At 72.0% G+C, this 20,412-nt stretch carries 11 protein-coding genes; 3 read left to right on the top strand and 8 right to left on the bottom strand.

Annotation, left to right across the window (positions count from 1 at the left end):
* Window positions 1-60: 60 nt before the first annotated feature.
* Complete coding sequence (locus tag ACGFNF_RS21305; RefSeq protein ID WP_393170092.1) at window positions 61-2,355, bottom strand: HAD-IC family P-type ATPase; 2,295 nt, start codon at window positions 2,353-2,355, stop codon at window positions 61-63.
* 111 nt (window positions 2,356-2,466) lie between these two features.
* Between ACGFNF_RS21305 and ACGFNF_RS21300 the strand changes: the two genes are divergently transcribed.
* Window positions 2,467-5,703, top strand: a complete 3,237-nt coding sequence (locus ACGFNF_RS21300; protein ID WP_393170090.1) for a patatin-like protein — start codon at window positions 2,467-2,469, stop codon at window positions 5,701-5,703.
* Between the two features lie 533 nt (window positions 5,704-6,236).
* On the top strand, window positions 6,237-6,968 hold the full coding sequence (locus ACGFNF_RS21295) for an alpha/beta hydrolase (protein WP_357577324.1): 732 nt from the start codon (window positions 6,237-6,239) through the stop codon (window positions 6,966-6,968).
* A gap of 82 nt (window positions 6,969-7,050) precedes the next feature.
* Here the strand turns inward: ACGFNF_RS21295 and ACGFNF_RS21290 are convergent, their stop codons facing one another.
* From ACGFNF_RS21290 to ACGFNF_RS21275, 4 genes are all read right to left on the bottom strand, one after another.
* The gene (locus ACGFNF_RS21290) at window positions 7,051-7,572 is read right to left on the bottom strand and encodes a hypothetical protein (protein WP_393170088.1); all 522 of its coding nucleotides are present in this window, start codon (window positions 7,570-7,572) and stop codon (window positions 7,051-7,053) included.
* A 70-nt stretch (window positions 7,573-7,642) separates the two neighbouring features.
* A complete protein-coding gene (locus tag ACGFNF_RS21285; RefSeq protein WP_357577326.1) occupies window positions 7,643-8,251 on the bottom strand; it encodes a hypothetical protein in 609 nt (202 codons plus the stop codon).
* Window positions 8,241-9,137: a GNAT family N-acetyltransferase gene (locus ACGFNF_RS21280; RefSeq protein ID WP_393170086.1), complete on the bottom strand. Its 897-nt coding sequence runs from the start codon at window positions 9,135-9,137 to the stop codon at window positions 8,241-8,243. Before ACGFNF_RS21280 ends, ACGFNF_RS21285 begins: the two co-directional genes overlap by 11 nt.
* The gene (locus ACGFNF_RS21275) at window positions 9,134-10,885 is read right to left on the bottom strand and encodes an AMP-binding protein (protein WP_357577328.1); all 1,752 of its coding nucleotides are present in this window, start codon (window positions 10,883-10,885) and stop codon (window positions 9,134-9,136) included. The genes ACGFNF_RS21280 and ACGFNF_RS21275 overlap by 4 nt, the downstream gene beginning before the upstream one ends.
* 245 nt (window positions 10,886-11,130) lie before the next feature.
* Here ACGFNF_RS21275 and ACGFNF_RS21270 point away from each other — a divergent pair, with 245 nt between their 5' ends.
* Window positions 11,131-13,878, top strand: a complete 2,748-nt coding sequence (locus ACGFNF_RS21270; protein WP_393170084.1) for a BTAD domain-containing putative transcriptional regulator — start codon at window positions 11,131-11,133, stop codon at window positions 13,876-13,878.
* 227 nt (window positions 13,879-14,105) lie between these two features.
* On the opposite strand, the gene ACGFNF_RS21265 is transcribed toward ACGFNF_RS21270, so the two are convergent.
* The 3 genes from ACGFNF_RS21265 to ACGFNF_RS21255 are packed head-to-tail and all read right to left on the bottom strand — an operon-like array spanning window position 14,106 to window position 20,406.
* Entirely contained in the window at window positions 14,106-16,424 is a 2,319-nt protein-coding gene (locus tag ACGFNF_RS21265; RefSeq protein ID WP_393170082.1) for a penicillin acylase family protein, read from the bottom strand.
* A complete protein-coding gene (locus ACGFNF_RS21260) occupies window positions 16,421-17,695 on the bottom strand; it encodes an MFS transporter (protein WP_393170080.1) in 1,275 nt (424 codons plus the stop codon). Before ACGFNF_RS21260 ends, ACGFNF_RS21265 begins: the two co-directional genes overlap by 4 nt.
* Complete coding sequence (locus tag ACGFNF_RS21255) at window positions 17,692-20,406, bottom strand: amino acid adenylation domain-containing protein (RefSeq protein WP_393170078.1); 2,715 nt, start codon at window positions 20,404-20,406, stop codon at window positions 17,692-17,694. Before ACGFNF_RS21255 ends, ACGFNF_RS21260 begins: the two co-directional genes overlap by 4 nt.
* Window positions 20,407-20,412 lie beyond the last annotated feature (6 nt).

Below are 20,412 nucleotides of genomic sequence, written 5' to 3'. Positions count from 1 at the left end.
TGCGGGCCTGCCCGGACCGCCCTGGCTGGCCTCGTCCTCCGACGTCAGGAGGCAGTTCGCTCAGCCGACCCTCGTCAGCCAGCGGTCGAGTCGCAGCAGCACGACGAGGACGGCGGCGCCGAGCACGGCGAGCCCCAGCCCGGCGAGGGTGTCGCGCGGTTCGGGGAAGGTGAGGTCGGCGATCTGCCGCAGTCCGGGCAGCACGGCCACGGCCGCGAAGCAGCCGGCCATCACCGCCAACAGGCCAAGCCGCCACCGGGTGTACGGCCGGGCGATGACGACGAGTGCCGCGAACGCGACGAGGAACAGGGTGAGCGTGGCGGTGGAACGGTCCGCCCGCAGGCTCGACGCCGTGTTGAACCGGGCGACGGCGTACGCGGCGAACGTCGTGGAAGCGGCCACGACACCGGCGGGAACGGCGAACCGCAGGACGCGGGGAACGAAACCCGGCCGCGCCCGTCCGCTGTTCGGAGCGAGCGCGAGGAAGAAGCCGGGCACGCCGATCGTCAGGGTCCCGACGATGGTGATGTGCCGGGGCAGGAACGGAAACGGCACCTGGGCGATGCCTACGAGCAGCGCGAGCAGCGCCGCGTACACGGTCTTGGTGAGGAACAGGTTCGCGACATGTTCGATGTTGGCCAGCACCCGGCGTCCCTCGGCGAGCACGTGCGGCAGCGCGGTGAAGTTGTCGCCGAGGAGGACCACCTGCGCGACCGCCCGGGTGGCCGGGCTACCGGAGCCCATGGCGACGCCCAGGTCGGAGTCCTTGAGCGCGAGCGCGTCGTTGACCCCGTCGCCCGTCATCGCCACGGTGCGACCCCGCGCGTGCAGGGCGACCACGAACTCCCGCTTCCGTTGCGGTGTCGCCCGGCCGAAGACGGTGTGGCCGGCGACGGCGTCGGCGAGCGCGTCCGGCTCCTGCGGCAGCGAGCGCGCGTCGACTGGCGCATCAGCCGACGGGATGCCGACCTGCCGCGCGATCGCGCCCACGGCGGCCGGATCGTCGCCGGAGATCACCTTCACGTCGACGCCCTGCGCGGCGAAGTACCGGACCATGTCCGGGGCGTCGGCCCGTACCCGCTGTTCGAGGACGACGAGGGCGGCGGTCCTGCGGTCGCGGCTGGTCAGAGTGGCCGACCGCACGAGGGCCAGCACCCGTCGACCCGTCGCGGCGAGACCCTGGGCCTCGCGTCGGGCCGGGTCGTCGTCGGGCAGCAGGACGTCGGGCGCACCGACGAGCCAGGTGCCGTGCTCCGGGAAGGACGCGCCCGAGAACTTGCGTGCCGAGGAGAACGGCACGGTCTCGCCCGCGTGCCAGCCGTCGGCGGAGAGGCGGTCTCCGATGGCCCGCATGGTCTGGTTCGGCTTCGCCTCCGCGCGGGCGAGCGCCGCCCGTGCGACACCTGGGGAAACGCCGTCGTACGGCAGCACCTCGCGCAACGCCATGCCGGGCTCGGTGAGCGTGCCGGTCTTGTCGATGCAGAGCGTGTCGACGCGGGCCAGAACCTCCACCGCAGGCAGTTCCTGCACGAGGCACCGGCGCCGGCCGAGCCGGATCACACCCACCGCGAAGGCGACGCTCGTCATCAGCACGAGCCCTTCGGGGATCATCGGCACGACTCCCGCGACGCTGCCCACCACGGCGTCGGAGACGCTGGCCCCGCTGGTGAACAGCCGCACGACCAGCAGTCCGCCGATCGGCACGATGATCCAGGTGACCAGCTGGAGCAACCGGTTGATGGCCGTCATGAGTTCGGAGTCCGTCAACTCGAAGCGGCTGGCCTCGGCGGCGAGCCGAGCCGCGTACGCCTTCTCGCCGACCCCGGTCGCCGCGAGCAGGCAACTGCCCGCGGTCACGAAGGTGCCCGACCGCACCTGGTCGCCGCACCGCTTCTCGACCGGATCCGACTCGCCGGTCAACAGCGACTCGTCGATCTCGACCCCGTCGGCCTCCCGGACCACCCCGTCCACCGGCACCTTCTCCCCGGGCCCCAGCAGCACGAGGTCGTCGACGACCACCTCACCCGGCCGGATCGAAACCTCACGGCCGTCGCGCAGGACACGCACCGGCGCCTCGGTGAGCAGGGTGAGCCGGTCCAGGGTCCGCTTCGCCCGCAGTTCCTGGACCACACCGACTGCGCTGTTGACCACGACCACCGAGCCGAAGAGCGCGTCGACCGGCTGGCCGAAGACCAGGATCAGACCGCAGAGCACCGCGATGATCGCGTTGAACCGCGTCAGCAGATTGGCGCGCAGGATCTGGCCGAACGTGCGGCTGCTCCGGCGGGCCGTCGTGTTGACCGAGCCCCTCGCGACCCGCTCGGCGACCTGCGCACCTGTCAGCCCCTGGTGCACGTGCCACGCCCCACGTCAGGCCACCATTCCTGTTCCGGCGCATGAGCCGAGGCGTGCGCCCTCGACGACGTCCGATGGCACGACCAACGAGCCCGACCCGAATCCGGATACGTGGCCGTGCTTCACGGAACGGCCGACCCGACATACCATGTCGGACATGTACGGACGATCCGCCCGAGTGATCATGCCCCCGCCTGCCTTCACCGCCGGGTAGCAGTGGCGCAGACAGGCGAGGACCGGGAGCCGCCGCGGCCGGCGTCCTCCAGCGACAGAGCCGACCGGCAGGACATCCGCCTTGCCGTGGTGATGACTGGTGGAGTCAGCCTGGCGGTGTGGATCAGCGGCGTCACCCTCGAGGTCTCCCGCCTGGCCGCGGCACGCACGGACCCGGAGTCGCCGTACGCGTCGCTGCTGGATCTGCTCCGGGCGGACGTTCGCGTCGACGTCATCTCGGGCACCTCGGCGGGCGGTCTCAACGGCGCCTTCCTCGCGCTGGGCCTGGCCAGGGGCGGGGACCTGTCCGTCATGCGGGACCTGTGGCACGAGCACGGCAGCCTGGACCGGTTGTTGCGCGACCCGTTGACGCGCCGTCCACGATCGCTGCTGAAGGGGGACGACTACTTCCTTCCGAAGGTGCGGGACGCGCTGGAGAAGGTCGTCTCGACCACCGGATCGCCAGCGGGCCGGACCGACGATGAACGGGTGCCGATCGAGCTGGTGCTGACCGGGACGCTCTGGCAGGGCAGGTCCACGACGTTCACCGACGACCTGGGTGTCGGGATCACCGAGACCGATCACGACGCCACCTTCCGGTTCGCCGACCTCCGGGCCGGCTACCGTGACGGCCGACCGGTCGGTGGGGACCTCGCCGCCGATGCCGTACTCGACGAGTTGGCCGCCGCGGCGCGGTGCACGTCGTCGTTCCCGGGTGCGTTCGAGCCGCACTTCGTGCGGGTGCGCCCCGGAGATCCCGGCAGCGACCTGCGGTGGGAGTCCGCGGCGGGTCGATCGAACTTCCGCGACGCGCAGCACGTGGTGGACGGCGGAGTGCTGCTCAACAAGCCGATCCGCCCGGCCCTGGAGGCGGTGTACCGGCAGACCGCCGGCTTCCAGGTGCGCCGGGTTCTCGCGTACGTCGCCCCGGATCCGGGCGAGCAACTCTGCCCCTCCCCCGCGGCCGACCCGCCGCCCGCCCCGCACGCGGACGCCGCCGGCCCGGGGATGCCGCTCCCGTCGGCCCGCGAGGTGCTGCTCGGAGTCCTCACCCGACTGCGGGCCACCGACTCCGTATCCCGGGAACTCACCGAGATCCGCAGCCGCAACACCACCGTGCGAATGCGCCGCCGGGCCCGGGACCGGTTCGCGACGGCGATGATCGGCGTCGCCGAGCAGCTTTCCGACGGGGCGTGGCCGGCGTACCTGGAGGTGCGCGTCGAGAACGCGGCCACCACGATCGCTCCCCTGCTGGCGATGGGGCAGCGCGGCCGACCCGCCGAGCAGTGGAGCGGGCACGAACTGCTCGCCGCGCTTCGGCGGCAACGGCTGTCGTTCGTCCCCGATGGCCCTCTCGCGGAGGCGCTCGGGAGAACCGGCGCCGGCTGGGACTGGGGGCAGACCACCGTCCAGCGCCTGGCGGACATGACCGTCGACCTGCTCAAACGATCGGTGTGGCTGGCCCACCTCGGTACGCCGGAGCGAACGAGGATCGTGCGCTGCCGCGAACAGGCGGCCGCCACCCTGGAGGAGATCCACGCAGACCGCAACGACCTCAACCGCTACTGGTCCACCGCACCGACGGGACCGGCGCAGTACGGCATCGATCCGATGCCCAGGCGCCAGGGCTCGCTGAACCGGACGGCCGACAACCTGCCCGAGCTCGAACGCTGGCTCACCACAGCGTTGGCGGCGTGGGACGCCCTGCCCGTACCCGGTGACGGCGTGCGCCGAGCCCGCCTTCACCGACAAGCCCTCGACCTGGCCCGGAGCCTTCGCGAGGTCGCCCCCGCCCTGCGGGCGGTCAGCGCGGTAGGCAACGACGTGCTCGATCCGGATGGCGAGTGGACGGAGCGGCTCACCGCACTCCACCGGTTCCTCGTCCCGGTGCGGCCCGCCGACGAGACCGTCCTGCGGAACATGTTGCGGCTCGACGTCGTACAGCTCGCCTTCACCAGCGCCAGTCAGGACCCGGAGCAGGAGGTGGAGCTCGCCAAGGTCTCCTCGCTGCACCCGGACCTGCTGACCGGCATCCAGCTGCACCACTTCGGCGCCTTCTACCGCGGCTCGTGGCGCCTCAACGACTGGCTGCACGGCCGCATGGACGCCGTCGAGCAGCTCATCCGGATCCTGCTGGCACCGGAGCGGCTACGGCAGTGCCTGCTGGCGCCCGGATCAGCGACCTGCGCCGGGCCCCGGCCGGCCCAGGCCGAGGCGGTGGACCGGCTGATGGAGGCGTTCGAGCGGTGCGCGGTTCCCGACGGATCGCCGGACCGCGGGTGGCTGGCCGACCAGTGGGCGCGGGACCGCGCGGCGTGCGAACGCGAGGCGCAGCAGATCCTCGGCAACCCCGACGCCCGATCGTTGAGCGCCTGCACCAGGGCCATCGCCCGACCGATCCAGACCTCGGTGCTCCGAGAGGACCTGCCCGGCCTCGCCGCCGCCGTACGCGCCGAGGGCGCCGATCGGGCCAGGACGAGCACCGCCTGGCTGGCGTCCTTCGACGCCGCCGACCGGAAGGCCGGCCGGGAGATGCCGGCCCAGGATCTGTGGCGGCTGTGGAACGAGGCGGCCCAGATCGGTGGCGAACGCATCGATGGTGACATCGGCAGCGACACCTTCGCCCGAACCACGTCGCACACCGCCACCGTCCTCGCCAACGTCGCCGGCGACACGGCGCGCACCAGGCCGCTGGCCGTGGTGCTCTCCGCCTTCCGCGGCTACGCACTCGCCGTCTGGGCGATGGTCGCCCTGCTCACCCGCCGCAGCGCGATGGGCACGCGGGCGGTGGAGATCGCCGTCGCGGCCGGCGCCGTGCTGCTGGCCGTGTCCCTGCTGGTGCCCGCGGTGCCGATCGCGCTGACCCTGCTCGCGGTCCTCCTGCTACTGGCCGGGTTCTCGGCCGCCGCCCTGCTCTCGCCCCGGACCAGGCCGGTCGGCGTGCGCCTGGTCGCAGCGACGCTCGTCGCGCTGCTCGCACTGGGCGGGATGCTCTGGTGGGACTGGTACCGCAACGGCACGGCGTTGATCTGGAGCCTGTCGATCAAGCTCGGGGTCACGCTCCTCATCGTCCTGCTCGGCTGGTGGGTCGCCCGCGCCCAGCCCCGGCGCGCCAACCGCAGCACCCGCAGGTAGGCCAGCGGCCGACGACCGGCTCCCATGCGGTACGCATCAGCACCGTCTCCGGCAGCCGGGAAGTCGCCCACCAACGCATCGGCTGGACCCGGACCTACTGCTCGGGATGCCCGACTTGTCATGTCAGAGATCCAATTCTCCGCCCTGGTGTCCGTCGGCGGCGGATCCGCACGTGGGACGCTGTCGAGCTGATGTCGCAGACGACTCACCGCGGTCTGGTGCACAGTGGCCCGGACGACGCCTGATGTCACAGACGACTCAGCTCGACAGCGTCGTCCGACCCTCCCGCCCGCGGACCGGCTCGGCGGCCACCAGCGCCGCACGCAGCGCAGACGAGCTCGGTGGCGTTCGGCCAAGCAGAAACCCGTTGGCGGGCCACGGCGAGCACCGCTACTCTGCCAACGGCCGTGCGAGAGAACGAGGAGGTGGTACCCGTGAATGCAGTATCGACATGGGTGCTCCCCTCCGGGGTCACGGTCGGGCGATAGGTCGTCCGGGAGCGCCGCTCACGAGCACTCCCGAAGGGCACGACCATGCGATTCACTTCCGAGCAGCGCCTCGACGACGGCGTCCTCGAACGCCAGTTCACCCTCGGTGAGATCCCCGGCATCCTGTGGACGCCGGAATCCGCCTCCGCATCGGCCCCGCTGATTCTGATGGGCCACCCCGGCGGCCTGCACAGGATGTATCCCCGACTGGTGGCCCGGGCCCGGCACTGCGCGGCGGAGGGCTTCGCCGCAGCCACCCTCGAACTCCCCTGGAGCGGTGACCGGCCCCGTTCCGCCGCCGCCGAGGAGACCCGCGCCGACCTGCACCGGGCGCTGAAGGCCGGCGAGCCGGTCGACGACGATCTCGTTGATCGGCTCGTCCTCCCGCTGGTCGAGAAGGCGGTCCCGGAATGGCGGGCCGCCCTGGACGCCCTCCTTCCGCTGCCCGGCATCGGCGGCCCGGTCGGGTACGCGGGAGGGGTGATCTCCATCGGCATCCGGCTGGCGGTGGTCGAGCCGCGCATCTCGGCCGCCCTTCTGTTCGCCGGGAGTTTCGTGCCCCGCACCATGTTCGAGGAGGCCCGACAGGTCACCATTCCGCTGCAGGTCCTGCTGCAGTGGGACGACGAAGGAAACGACCGGCAGGTGGCCCTGGACCTGTTCGACGCCTTCGGCGCCAAGGAGAAGACGCTGCACGCCAACATGGGCGGGCACACCGGCGTGCCGCAATTCGAAGGGGACGCCGGGAACCGGTTCTTCGCCCGGCACCTGACGTGAGGTCGGGCCGTCAGGCCGGCAGCAGACGATAGGAGCTGTCGGGCAGGTTGCCGCTCATCCTGACGCCGCCTTGATCAGCACCTCACGTCTTGAACTGCCACACGGCGTGCACGAGCTTGCCGGTCACGAGCTGGACGTAGCCGCCGCTGGCCGTCCCCTTCGGCACGTCGAAGAAGAAGCGGCCGTGCGACGCCTGACCGACCGTGGTGAAGTTCACGGCCCTCAGTCGGGGCGAGGCGGCCTGATCGCTCACCTGTGCCGGATGCGTCGCCTGGGCGTTGTCCCGGAAGACGAAGTTCTCCGGCCCCCCGGTGACCGGTTTCCCGGCCTTCAGCAGCTTGATGTCCACGGTGACGACCAGGTGCTCCCGGCCGGCGGCCTGCGGGGACAGCTCCGCCCCGGTCACGGTCACGCCGGCCAGGCCGTTCCCGAAGAGGTCGATGGCGGCGTCCTGGCCGAGTCGCAGGACGGGTACGGGCGGGGTGGCCGTCTCCTTCGCGAGCACGGTGGCCTCCGGGGCGCCCTGCAGGGTGGCCGGGTCGGCGCACCCGCCGAGTGGGATGAGTGCCACGGCGAGCAGCAGGCGCAGGCAGGTCCTTCTCATGCGGATCGTCCCTCGTGGTCGGGGCTGGGCGGGCGCACCGCGCTGGGTGCGCCCGCCCGCCTGTGACAGGTCAGCCCACACCGGTCCAGCCCGCGAACGGGGCCCCACCGTAGTGCAGGTTGTGCTTGTAAACCTGGTTGCTGAAGTTGCCGGACACGACCTTCTGCGTGCCGTTGACCACTCCGACGTAGACACCGACGTGGTCCGAGTCGACGGCCGGATCACCGGAGGAGTTGTAGGTCACCGCGGCACCGGGGTAGATACCCGACGTGGTCCCCGGGTGCCAGGTGCCGAAGAACTTCCCGTACCGCGCGGTGGTGCCGGCCTCGGAGTCCAGGTGCTCCCAGGCGTAGACACCGGCGTTCTTCCAGACGTACTTGACGAAGTCCGCGCACCATGCCTGGCAACCCTTGCCCCAGTGGTTCGAGTAGAAGTTGCAGTTGGAGCCCATCGGGGTCTCGAACTTGTGGTCGCTGTTGAGTTCGTCGTAGGCGGCCTGTACGACCCGGTCACCCGTGGCGGTGTTGACGCCGATGCTCAGAACGTTCTGGTCGGCGCCACTCGACTCGCCGTTGACCCCCGGGGCGGCCTGCGCCGCGCCGGCGGGGGCCAGTGCGGTGAGGATCCCCATGGTGACCATGGCCCCCAGGGTCCGCTGTCGCACACTGTCAATCCGCATTTCCTACCTCCCTCTTTCTCTGTTGTCTGCCGGTTTCAAAGAGGAGTCCGTCACCTGTGACGTCCTCGGGATACAGCGCGCAGATGTACTTGTCCCAGAGGCGGCCCGCGTAGTAGTCGTGCTCACGCAGCACCCCCTCCACGTGGAACAGGTGGTTCTGCCCGCTCTGCACCTGTGGCCAGTTGATTCCTGGTATCTCCATGTAGATCTTGTTGAGGGGAAACGTGTGGAAGAGGTGCCGGGCGAACAACGCCACCGCCTGAGCCGCCAGGCCGGTGCCGGTGACGGCCGGCTGGAACACGGCACCGATGTACGTGTGCCGCAGACTCAGCTCGTCGCCGTAGGCCACGACCTGCCCGACCGGTTCGTCGTTCTCGATCCGGCGTACCACGAACTGCAGCAGCACCTGGTTCCACAACTCGGCGTTGAAGCGCTCTATCGGTGGCACCGATCCCCGGTAGCGCCAGCGGAAACCCGTCTCCGGTCGCACGGCGAGTGCGTACAGGAAACCGACGTCATCCGGGGTGACCGGCATCAGGCGGAACACCGGTGTCTCCAGGACCGGCACCAACGGGTCGGGCGGGGACGTCCGGGCAAACCGCGTGGGAAGCCCCGACATCCCGCCGCCACCGCCACCGATCTGGACGGAAAACCGGGGCGCCTTGTCCACGAGCGCCAGCAACTCGCCCACCGTCTTGGGCAGTCCCGACGCGACGGCGATCCGGACGCCCCGGGTCTGCAGCCAGGTGAGCACGCGCATCTGGGCCAGGCTGTCGAGGGCCAACTCGTCGCGGAGCGAGACCCGGTCGGTGAGTGACTCCGCCGGCACGTCCAGCAGTGTCGCGAGTTCCGCGCGGGCGGGTACGACGTTGTCGCCTATCGTCATCGGGCGCTCCTGTCTGCGAGGGATGCGGTGGCCGCGGTGAGGTCGCCGGCCAAGGTGAGGTCACGGGTGTCGGGGTTTTCACCGGCCCCGGTGAGATCACGGGTTCCGGTGAGATCACCGGCGAGGTAGCGGCGTCGGGTCTCGGCCCGGCGCAACTTTCCCGACGAGGTCCTCGGCAGGCCGCCGGGGCTCAGCGTCACCACCTCGGCCGGGGTCATGCCCACGTGCGCATTGACGGCGACGGCCACCGCCCGGCGGACGTCGGCACTGCTGGCGAGCCGGGTCTCGACCGCCACGACAAGACGGTCGCCGTGGCGCGCCGGTACGCCGAACGCGGCGGCGCCGCCGGCCCGTACACCGGCAGCGTGCGCGGCAGCCGCCTCGACGTCCTGCGGATGGATGTTGCGTCCCGCGGCGAACAGCACATCCTTGGCCCGCCCGCAGACGACCACTTCCCCGTCCGCCAGGTAGCCCAGGTCCCCGGTCCGCAGCCAGGGCGACGGCCGGGGCGCCTCACCCCAGTAACCGCTGATCACGGACGGTCCGCACACCTCGATGTGCCCGACGGTCCGCTCGTCGACGGGCGTGCCGGAGTTCCGGTCCACCACCCGTACGGAGGTTCCCGGCACCGCCCGCCCGAGGCGGGTCAGGGTGTAGACCCCCGGGGCGGGTACCGCTCGGCCGTCCCGTTCGAGCAGCTCGCGGTCGACCTCGTCGACCTCGATACCCGTGCCGACGGTGGAGAAGCTGACCGCCAGCGTCGACTCGGCGAGACCGTACGCGGCGATCATCGCGTCCGGGTCGAGACCTCGGCGCGCGGCGGCGGCGAGGAAGCGTCGGGTCGTCACCGGGTCGATCGGTTCGGCGCCCGAGAAGACGTGACGCAGCGAACCGAGGTCCGCCCCGGTGCCCGCCTCAAGCAGTTGCGTCATCAGCCCGAATGCGAAGTTGGGCGCGCCGGTGCAGGTCGCCCGGTGCCGGCTGATCAGGTCGAGCCAGCTGGCCGGTCGGACTGCGAAGGCCGTCGACGCCTGCAGGACCAGCGGGCACCCGCGTGACATCGGCAGGGCGAGGAAGCCGATGAGACCCATGTCGTGGAAGAGCGGAAGCCAGCTCAGCCATCTGGCGCACGTCGGGTCGAGGGCCCGCCCGCCCATGGCAGCCTCGATGGCGGCCAGGTTGGCGGCCAGATTGCGGTGGGTGATGGGTACGCCCCGCGGGTGGCTGGTCGAGCCGCTGGTGTATTGGAGTACGGCCAGGTCGTCCGGTCCGGGATGCACCACCTCCGCCGGTGGCGTCGCGTCGGCCGCGGTGACCAGCTCGGCCAGGGTCAGCACCTCGGTGCCGGGCGGGCTGGCCAGCGCCGACGGGACTTCGACGGCTCCGTCGGACACCGCCGTGGGGTCGACGATCACCAGTCCCGGCCGGGCGTCGGCGAGGATCCGGCGCAGCTGGGCGAAGTGCGGCTGCCGCTCGGTACGGCCGGGCAGTGGCAGCACGGTGAAGGCGGCCCCGCGCAGCCACACCGCCCGCAGGGCCGCGACGAGGGCGGCCGTGGTGTCGCCGAGCAGGCTGACCCGGCTACCCGGGCCGACGCCCCGGGTGGCGAGGACACCGGCCATTCGCCGAGCCTGGTCGTGCAGTTCGGCCCAGGTGTGACAGGTGTCGGACCGGGCGTCGATCCCGGTCACGGTGAGAGTGGCGCGCGAGGCGGCGTTCCCGACGAGCGCATCGACCACGGTGTTCATGTGCCCAGGATCACCGGGAGGGTTCATCGAAACCGCACGCACTTCTTCATCGACGGTTCACGATCGCCTCGGCCGCCCTCGGCGGCCGGGCGGGAGCATCACCGGCCGGGCACGGCCCGGAACGACCGCCCGGTTCGGGCACGTCACCAGGGATGCGGTGACGTTACCGGCCGGTTCCGCTTGCGGCGATCAAATTGATCAACTTAAACTCCGCTGATCGAGTTGCCATGCAGCTTGGGGGCAGCATGAGGTACCGCATCCTGGGCGCGCTGAGGGTCGTCGATAGCGAAGGCCAGCCCTGCCTACTCGACCGGCGCCAGAGCCGGATCCTCGCCGTCCTGCTGCTGTCGCCCAACCGGATGGTCAGCCGCGACCACCTCGTTGACGCGGTGTGGGACAACTCGCCACCCGCCACCGCCGCCCGGCAGCTCCAGAACTGCGTCTCACAGCTGCGTCAACGCCTCGCGGGCAACCGGGGCAAGCACCCGATCGTCCCCGAATCAGCCGGCTACCGCATCCGGCTGGAGGCCGGGCAACTCGACGCCCAGGTGTTCGAGGCCAGCGTCGCGGTCGCCACCGAGCAGGCCGCGGCGGGCCGGGTCGCCGCCGCCGCGGCGGGCCTGCGTGGCACCCTGGAGCTCTGGCGCGGCCCCGCCCTGGCAGGCATCAAGGGCCGTGCCATCGAGGCCGGCAGCCACCGCCTCGACGAACAGCGACTGGCCACGCTCGAGACCTGCCTCGAACTCGAACTCGCCCAGGGCCGGCAGAACGAGATCATCGGAGAGCTGCTGCATCTCGTGACGGCCAACCCGCTGCGGGAACGCATGGTCGGGCTGCTCATGCTGGCACTGCACACCTCCGGCCGGCGAAGCGAGGCGCTACAGGCCTACGACCGGCTCCGCCACCACCTCGGCGAGGAACTGGGACTCGACCCCGGTACCACCCTGCAGGAACTGCACGCCAGCATCCTGCGCAACTCGGCCCCCGCCAGCCCGGCCGCCGCACCCCGCAGGACCGCCCCGCGGCAGCTTCCCGTACCGGCCCGGCACTTCGTCGGCCGCGAGCCGATCCTCCGCGAACTCGACACCCTCGCCGAGCAGGCCGACGCCCAGGGCGGCGCCATCGCAGTCCTGGACGGCACCGGCGGCATCGGCAAGACCGCGCTCGCCGTACGCTGGGCGCACCGCGCCGCCACGCTCTTCCCGGACGGACAGTTGTTCGTCAACCTGCGCGGCTTCGATCCGCACCGGCAACCACTACCCGCGGCCACCGCGCTGCGCTCGCTGCTCGGCGCCCTCGGCGTCACCCCCGAACAGATCCCCGCCGACGTGGACGAACGGGCCAGCCTCTACCGGAGCCTGCTCGCCGAGCGCCGGATGCTCATCGTGCTGGACAACGCCCGCGGCGCCGACCAGATCCGGCCGCTGCTGCCCGGCGGCGGCGGCTGCATGGTCGTCGCCACCAGCCGCAACGAACTCACCAGCCTGGTCGCTGTCGAGGGCGCCCGCCCGTTCACCCTCGACCTGCTGTCCGTCGAGGAATCACGGCAACTGCTCACCGGCCGGCTCGGCGAGGAACGGCTGACGACCGATCCACAGGCCGTCAGCGAACTGATCGCCTGCTGCGCCCGACTGCCCCTGGCGCTGACCATCATCGCGGCCCGGGCCGCCGCGCACCCGACCTTCCCGCTGTCCACCTTCTCCGGCGAGCTGACCGGCACGCAACGCCGGCTCGACGCCGTCGACGGCGGGGACCAGTTCACCCAGATACGCTCGGTGCTCTCCTGGTCCTACCAACGCCTGTCGGCCCCCGTCGCCCAGATGTTCCGGCTGCTGGGCCTGCACGGCGGCACCGACATCACCGCGACGGCCGCCGCGTACCTGGCGGGCCGGCCCACCGTCCACACCCGGCAACTCCTCACCGATCTCGCCCGATCCCACATGGTCAACGAACACACCATGGGCCGCTACGCCATGCACGACCTGCTCAGCGCCTACGCGGGCGAGCTGGTGGCCACGCACGAGAGCGAAGCCGAACGGCAGCGGGCGATCCGTCGACTGCTCGCCTACTACCTGTACGCGGCGGCGGCCGCCGACGTACTCGTCACCCCGCACCGACGACGCACCCCCCTGCCCGAACCGGTGTCACCCCTGGACGAACTGCCCCGCTTCGCGGGACACCTGGAGGCCCTCGGCTGGCTGGAGACCGAACGGAACAACCTCACCGCAGCCGTACGTCTCGCGCACGACTCTGGCGAGCACGCCACCGGCTGGCGGCTGGCGAACCTGCTCTGGGGGCTGTTCCACCTGGGAAAATACTGGGACGACTGGATCGCCACCTATCGCGTCGGCCTGGCCTGTGCCCAGGCCTGCGAGGACACCCCGGCCGAGTTCACCATGCACAGCAGTCTCGGCACGGCCTATCGGGAGCTGGGCCGATTCGCCGAGGCCCGGCGGTGCCACCACTCTGCGCTGCGGATCAGCCGGCGCACGGCGGACCGCTGGGCCGAGGCCCAGGCACTGAACGGCCTGGGCGCCGTCTACGGGGACATGCGCCGGAGCCGTCTCGCCCAACAGTTCCTGCGGCGGTCGCTGCAGATCCGCCGGGAGATCGGCGACCGCTGGGGCGAGGCGATCACCGTGTGCAACCTCGGTGAGGAGGACCTCGTCAACGGCGACCTCGATTCGGCCCGCCACCACTTCACCGTCGCCCTGACGATCCGCCGCGACATCGGCGACCGCTGGGGCGAGGCGATGACGCTGAGCTGCCTGGGCCAGGCATTCGTCGCCGGCAGGCAGTACCGCGAGGCGCTCACGCACCTCAGTGACGCGCTCACCATGCACCGCGAGATGAACGACCTCGCCATGCAGGCGAGCGATCTGCACCATCTCGGCCGTACCGAACGCGAACTCGGTCACGGCGAGCGTGGCGAGCAGCACCTGCGGGAGGCACGGGCCATCTACCAGCGCCTCGGGATGGCGCCTCCCACCTGACCCGGCTATCCGGGGAACCGGGCACAGTATTGAACACAGCCGCGCCAGCTTCCCATCCACCGCTTCGGCCGCCGCTCGCTGGGCGTCCCACAGCGCTGCCATGTCCGCCAGGGCCTCCGGCTCATCAAGCACCACGGCGCCGCCGTTCCAGTGGCTACTCCAGGCTCGGACGATGCGCTGCGTCTTGACGTCGGAGGGGACATCCCCTCGGGTGCAGGGAGCATGGGTCACCCCACCGTCCGGGGGGCCAGGGTCAGGCGGCTACGCACCTCCGGCGGGCTGTCGAGGCGTACCTCGTACAGCCGCCCCTCGGCGTGCGCCGGCGTCTGGTCCGCGTAGTGCGAGGAGAGAGGATGTCCCGAGCTGCCGTGGCGGAGCACGTCGCGGATGCGGGTGCCGCCGGAGGGGCCGAACTCGACGACGAAGCGCCACGGCGCACCCTCGACCACCTGGCCGTCGCGGTCGGGATACATCAGACAGACGCTCTGCCCGCCGCCGCCCACCGGGGTCGGGGGCGAGCCGTACAGCGAACGTAGCGTGTCCGACACCGCGGCCAGGGGATGCTGGTCCGCGATCCGGTTCGACCTGCCGTAGCGCCAGCCGGCGGGGTCGTCGCCGAATCTGTCGGCGAGTCGACGCGCCGCCTCGGTGAGGGCGTCGGCCACGACGACCGGCAGTTCCTCCGTCTCGCCGAGCCGCCGGCGGGCGTCCGCGTCCATCACCAGGTGATCCACCTGGAGGGTCACGTCGGTCATGGCGTCGGCGACGGCCGCACCGAGCCGGCTGGTGATCCAGCGCTCGGTCAACACCCGGGTCAGCGCCCCGAAGACCAGAGGTGCGGCCTGGTCGGCGTCGTCCCTGCCGTCCCAGGTCGCCAGCGACTGGTGGCCGAACACGGCCAGCGGCGACTCCGGTGGATTCTCGTCGAGCGCCTTCAGCAGGGTGGGCAGGATGCGTCGTGCCCGGCCGTTGCACAGGTCCATCTGCCACGCGCCGAAGTCGTCCGGGCGGGCCGCCGGCGTCGCCGTCAGCAGTTCCTCGATCCGGTCGGCCCGGTACGGTCCGCCCCAGTCGCTGCCCAGGTGCGGGACGACCCCGTCGGGCAGGATCTGGTGGTTGGCGCTGACCACGAAGCCCGCCGGCGGATCGACGACCTCCGGTAGCTCGTCGAACCCGAGCGTGGTGCTCCAGCGAGCGGCCACCTCGGCCGCGCCGGCCGGGGCGAGGCCCTCCCGACGGTCCCGGCGGGGCACGATTCCGGCCGTCCGCAGCGCGACCGTACCGTCCCGGGTCGCGACGACGAGGTTGAGCACGGGCACACCGAAGCCCCGCAGGGTTTCGCGGAACGCCGGGTAGTCGCGCGCCCGCCACATCCGCTGGCAGCTCTCGGCCTCCGTGGACGGGTGCAGACCACTCCAGTAGAGGGCCACCGGCTCCACTTCCGCGCCGCGCGGGCCCGGCAGGTCGACGTATCCCGTCCCGCCCGACGCGCGCACGGAGATCTCGGTCCCGCCGCGCACCCGGACGACGCTGGCCTGCGACCACCGTGGCTCTCCCGTCGGGTCCGGCCGCTCCCCCACGGCCAGGTCCTGGGTGTCGATGGTGGAGTTGGTCACCCCCCACGCGAGATCCGGGTTGGCGCCGATCACCAGTCCGGGCACGCCCGGCACCGTCACCCCGTACGCGCGTTCGCCGTCGAGATCCAGCCCCAGCTGGTACCAGAGGCTCGGCTGGGTGAACAGGATGTGCGGGTCGTTGGCCAGCGCGGCGAAGCCGGTGGCGGACCTGGCCGGGGACACCGCCCACGCGTTCGAGCCGCTCCCCTGCCGGCCCGCGAAGAGGTCGCCGAGGTGGGCGGCGCCGGCCGCGGAGAGCAGCGCGGTGTCGCCGCGCCGTGCCGCCGGCCCCGCCGGGGCGTCGGCCCTGATGGTGACGCTGCCGCCGGGCGGGTACTTCGGCGCGAGGAAGCTGTGGACGAACTCCGGTCGCTCCGCCAGCAGGCGGCTACGGAAGACCTCCTGCTGCAGGTTACGGCCCAGGTGGAAGCCGAGCTGCTTGACGACGGCCAGCGAGTCGCTTACCGACCACGGGCCCGGCCGGTACCTCAGGAGGTGGAATTCGGGCGGGAGCTGCCCGCGGCGCCGCATCCGGCGTACCGCGGTGTCGACCCCGTGGGCGAAGGCCGCGAGGTTGGCGCGGGCAGGCGGCGAGAGCAGGGCCTCGCTCTGGCCGGCGGCCCGCTCGAAGGCGAGCGTACGGGCGAGGACGTCCGAACCGGCGGCACGAGCGCCGAACACCTCCGCCAGTCGTCCGGTCGCCCGCCGGCGCAGGACGTCCATCTGCCACAGCCGGTCGTACGCCATCGCGACCCCGACGCCCACGTAGAGATCACGCTCGTCGCCCGCACGGATCCACGGGATGCCGCGCTCGTCGCGGTCGATGTCGACGGTGCCGTGCAGGGCCGCCACGGAGAGTACGCGGGTGCGCCGGAGCGCACGACTGCTCGGCCAGGCGGCCAGGCGCAGGATGCCCGCCGCGGCTCTCATGACGCCTTTTCGGTCTCCGCCTCCGGGAGGGTGTCGTGGCGGCTCAGGTCGGGGATGCGCCGGCCGACCAGCAGGTAGAGCACGACGCTCACCAGGGCCAGGGAGCCGATGGCGAGGAACATGACCGGCCCGCCGAAGGACGCGAGGACGAGACTGCCGAGGAACGGTCCGGTGAACCCGCCGACCTGCGCGAAGGTCTGTGCGCCGAAGTAGGCTCCGCGCCGTTCCTCGGGCGCGATGCGGTCGACGAGCGCGAACTCCGACGGCACGATCAGGGTCTCGGCGACGGTGAACACCACCATCGCCACGATGTAGTGCCACATCTGCTCGGAGATCGCGAAGCCGGCCATCCCGACGAAGGTGAGGATCCCACCGAGGGTGATGGCGTTCAGCGGGTTGTAGCGCTGCACGTAGCCGGCGGCGAAGAGCTGGAGAACGATCACCGCCACCGCGTTGGTGGTCATGACCGCGGCGAGCACCCGGGCGCTGTCGGCGAAGTCGATGACGAAGTTCTGGGCGAGCAGCACCGAGATCCTGCTGTGCACCGTCTCCAACAGGATCGCGCCGATGAGCAGGAGAAGCAGGCGGCGGTCCGACATCACCGCCCGGGCCGACTCGCCCAGTCCCCGGACGATGGCGCCCGTGCTGCGGCCGAGCGTCGTCAGCCCGCCGTCCCCCGTGGACGGTCGTGGCAGTTGCCGCGTGGCCGCCCAGAGGACGGCGAGGTAGACCAGGTACACGACGGCGGCGGCAGGGAAGGATATCCGGGCGCCGGTGAACCCGAGGGCCACGCCGATCAGCGGACCGACGGCGTAGCCGGCGTTGATCGCGAGGTACTGGTAGGAGAACCACTTCACCCGCAGCGCGACGGGGAGCAGATCGCTGATGAGTACCTTCGCGACCGGGCTGAAGGCACTGGTGGCGAACGCCATGGACGCGTTGAAGGCGAACGCCGTCACGGCGTCGCGGGCGAAGTAGAACCCGACGAAGCTGCCGATCACCACCAGCAGGCAGGAGAGCAGGACCCGGCGGCGGCCCACGATGTCGGAGAGCGCGCCGCCGAGGAACCCACCGGAGATGCCGAAGAGCACGGAGGAGCCGATGACCAGGCCGACCGTCGAGACGGACAGGCCGAGTTCGTTGCGGAGGTAGATGGCGAGGAAGGGAATCGTCACGCCGTTGGCCAGGCTCATCACGCCGGAACCGCCGACGAGGATCCTGGCCAGTCGCGGTGGGCGGAACGCTGCGCTCGCAGCCGGTTCCCGGGTCAACTCGGATTTCCTTCCGTCTTGTCCTGCTGGCGCTGGAATTCGATCATTGTCTCGGCGACGGTCGCCGCGTCGGGGTCCCGCAGCATGCCCTCGTGAGTGGTGGCCACCACCGTCCGGGTCAGGTCCGGCAGCACCAGGTGCCAGCCCTCGGTGTGCCCGTCGTCGTCGCTGGACCTCTCCAGGCCCGCCACCAGCAGCAGTGCGGGCACGGCCAGTGCGGGCGCGGGCTCTGCCATGATCCGTCCCATCGTCCGGTAGTCCTCGAAGGCGTGGGCGAGCCCGCCGATCGTGGCAGCCAGCGCGGGTGCCGCGGTGGAGGCGGCCCACCGCAGCAGTTCCGTGTCGGCCATCCCGGCGCCGGACTGCGGGGAGAGCTCGCGCCACCGGCGGGTGTGCTCGGGAAACGCGAGGGCCACGTCGGAGAGGAAGGCGACCAGCTGGGTCCGGTCATCCTCGGAGAGGCGCTGGTGGAGGCAGCGCGGGCTCGGTGCGTCGAGCAGGGTGATGCTCCGCACCCGGCGGCCGGCCGCCCGCACCGCGTGGGCGAGGTGCAGCGCCATCGCCCCGCCCAGGGAGTGTCCGACGAGGTGGACCCCGGGATCGACGACGGGCAGCAGCTCGGTCAGGCACGCCTGCGCGGCGGCGGCGGCGGACGGCGTGCCGTCCTGCGCCCGGAGGAGGTCGCGGGTGTGCAGGGCGTGGAACGGGCGGCCCCGGACGTGCGTCGACAGCCGCGCCATCGAGGCGGCGATCCCGAAGACGCCGGGCAGCGCCACCACGGGCGCCCGGCCCGCCACGGAGTCCCCCAGCGGCAACAGATCGACCGGGCGGCGGGACACCGCACCCGGTCCGGCCTGCCGCGCCCGGCGGACCGCGCCCGCCACCGCCCGCACCGTCGGCGCCCGCAGGAAGTCGCGCAGCGGGACGACGACACCGAACTGCCGGCGTACGGCGGCCAGCAGGCGGGTCGCCAGCAGGGAGTTCCCGCCCTGCCGGAAGAAGTCGGTGTCCGGATCGACCTCGGTGCCGGGCAGCAGTTCGGCCAGGACCGCCAGCAGGGACCGCGTGACGTCGTCGACGCCTGCGGGCACGTGTGGCGTCAGGACGGGGCCGGGATCGGGTAGGGCTGCCCGGTCGAGTTTGCCGTTGGCGGTTCGCGGCAGCGCGTCGACGGGGATGAACGCGGACGGGACGGCGTACGCCGGAAGCCGGTCCTCCAGCCGGGAGCGCAGCTGTGCCGGGCCGGCGTCACCGACGACGTACGCCACCAGCCGCGTTCCCGTGCCGGGTGCGGTGTGCGGCACCACCGCGGCCTGCCGTACCCCGGGCAGGGCGAGCAGGGCGGCGTGCACCTCCCCCAACTCCAGGCGGTAGCCGCGGATCTTGACCTGGTCGTCGTTGCGCCCGTGGTACTCGTACTCGCCGGAGGGCGTCCGCCGGGCGAGGTCCCCGGAGCGGTATCCGCGTACGGCCCGGCCCTGCGCGTCGGTGACGGTGACGAACCGCTGCGCGGTGAGTTCCGGCTGTCCCAGGTAGCCGAGGGCCACGCCCGCGCCCGTGACGATGATCTGCCCGATCCCACCGTCGGCGACCGGCTGGTCGTCGGTGTCCCACAGCAGGAAGTCGAGGTCGGGAAGTGGCGCGCCGATCAGGCTGGTCGTGCCGGCGACGTCGGAGGCGAGGATCCGGCGGTACGACGCGTGGACGGTGGTCTCGGTGATCCCGTACATGTTGACCAGTTCGGGCGCGGCGTCGCCGTACTTGGCGACCCACGGCCGCAGGTCCGCGAACCGGAGCGCCTCACCGCCGAAGACCACCCACCGCAGCGGCAGCCGGTCGTCGTACTCGTCCTCCTGGGCCGCCAGCGCACTGAAGGCGGTGGGCGTCTGGCTGAGCATCGTGACCCGCTCCGCCCGCAGCAGGCGCCGCAGGGCGACCGGGTCCCGCATGACCTCGCCCGCGACGACGACCACACACCCGCCGGTGAGCAGCGCCCCCCACATCTCCCACACCGAGAAGTCGAAGGCGAACGAGTGGGCCATGGTCCACACGTCGCCCGGCCCGAACCCGAACAGTGGCTGCGTGGTGCCGATCAGGCGCAGGACGTTGGCGTGGGAGACCTCGATTCCCTTGGGACGGCCGGTCGTGCCCGAGGTGTGGATGACGTACGCCCGGTCGGTGGGCGCGATCGGTCGGGCCGGTGCGGCGGGCGGGTCCGGCTGCTCCGCGCCGCCGTCCGGCGCGTCGAGCAGGACAGCCGCGACCGTCGCGGGCAGGGAGCCGGCAAGCGTACCCGTGGTGATCACCAGGGACGGCGCCGCGTCACCGACGATCGTGCCGGTACGGGCGGCGGGCGCCTCCGGGTCGAGCGGCAGGTACGCGGCACCCGTGCGGAGCACCGCCAGCGCCGCCACGATCATCCGCGCCGAACGCGGCAGCAGCACGCCGACCGGCCGGCCGGGCGACGCGACGGCCGCGATCCGGCCGGCCAGGGCCCGGGAGGCGGCGGCCAGCTCCCGGTACGTCAGGGCCTGCCGGTCGCAGCGGACGGCGACCCGGTCGGGGTGCCGATCGGCGACCTCGTCGAAGGCGGCGACGAGGTCGTCGGCGGTGACCGGTGCGGTGGCGGCCGGGCCGACCTCCGGTGTGGACACCTCGCGGCGTCCGGCGAGCCGCCGACGCAGCCGTAGCGCGCGATCGGTCGACGTCATGAGCAT

The sequence above is a fragment of the Micromonospora sp. NPDC048868 genome, assembly GCF_043198195.1.
Lineage (GTDB): Bacteria > Actinomycetota > Actinomycetes > Mycobacteriales > Micromonosporaceae > Micromonospora > Micromonospora reichwaldensis.
This window is presented reverse-complemented; position numbering and strand designations above follow the sequence as displayed.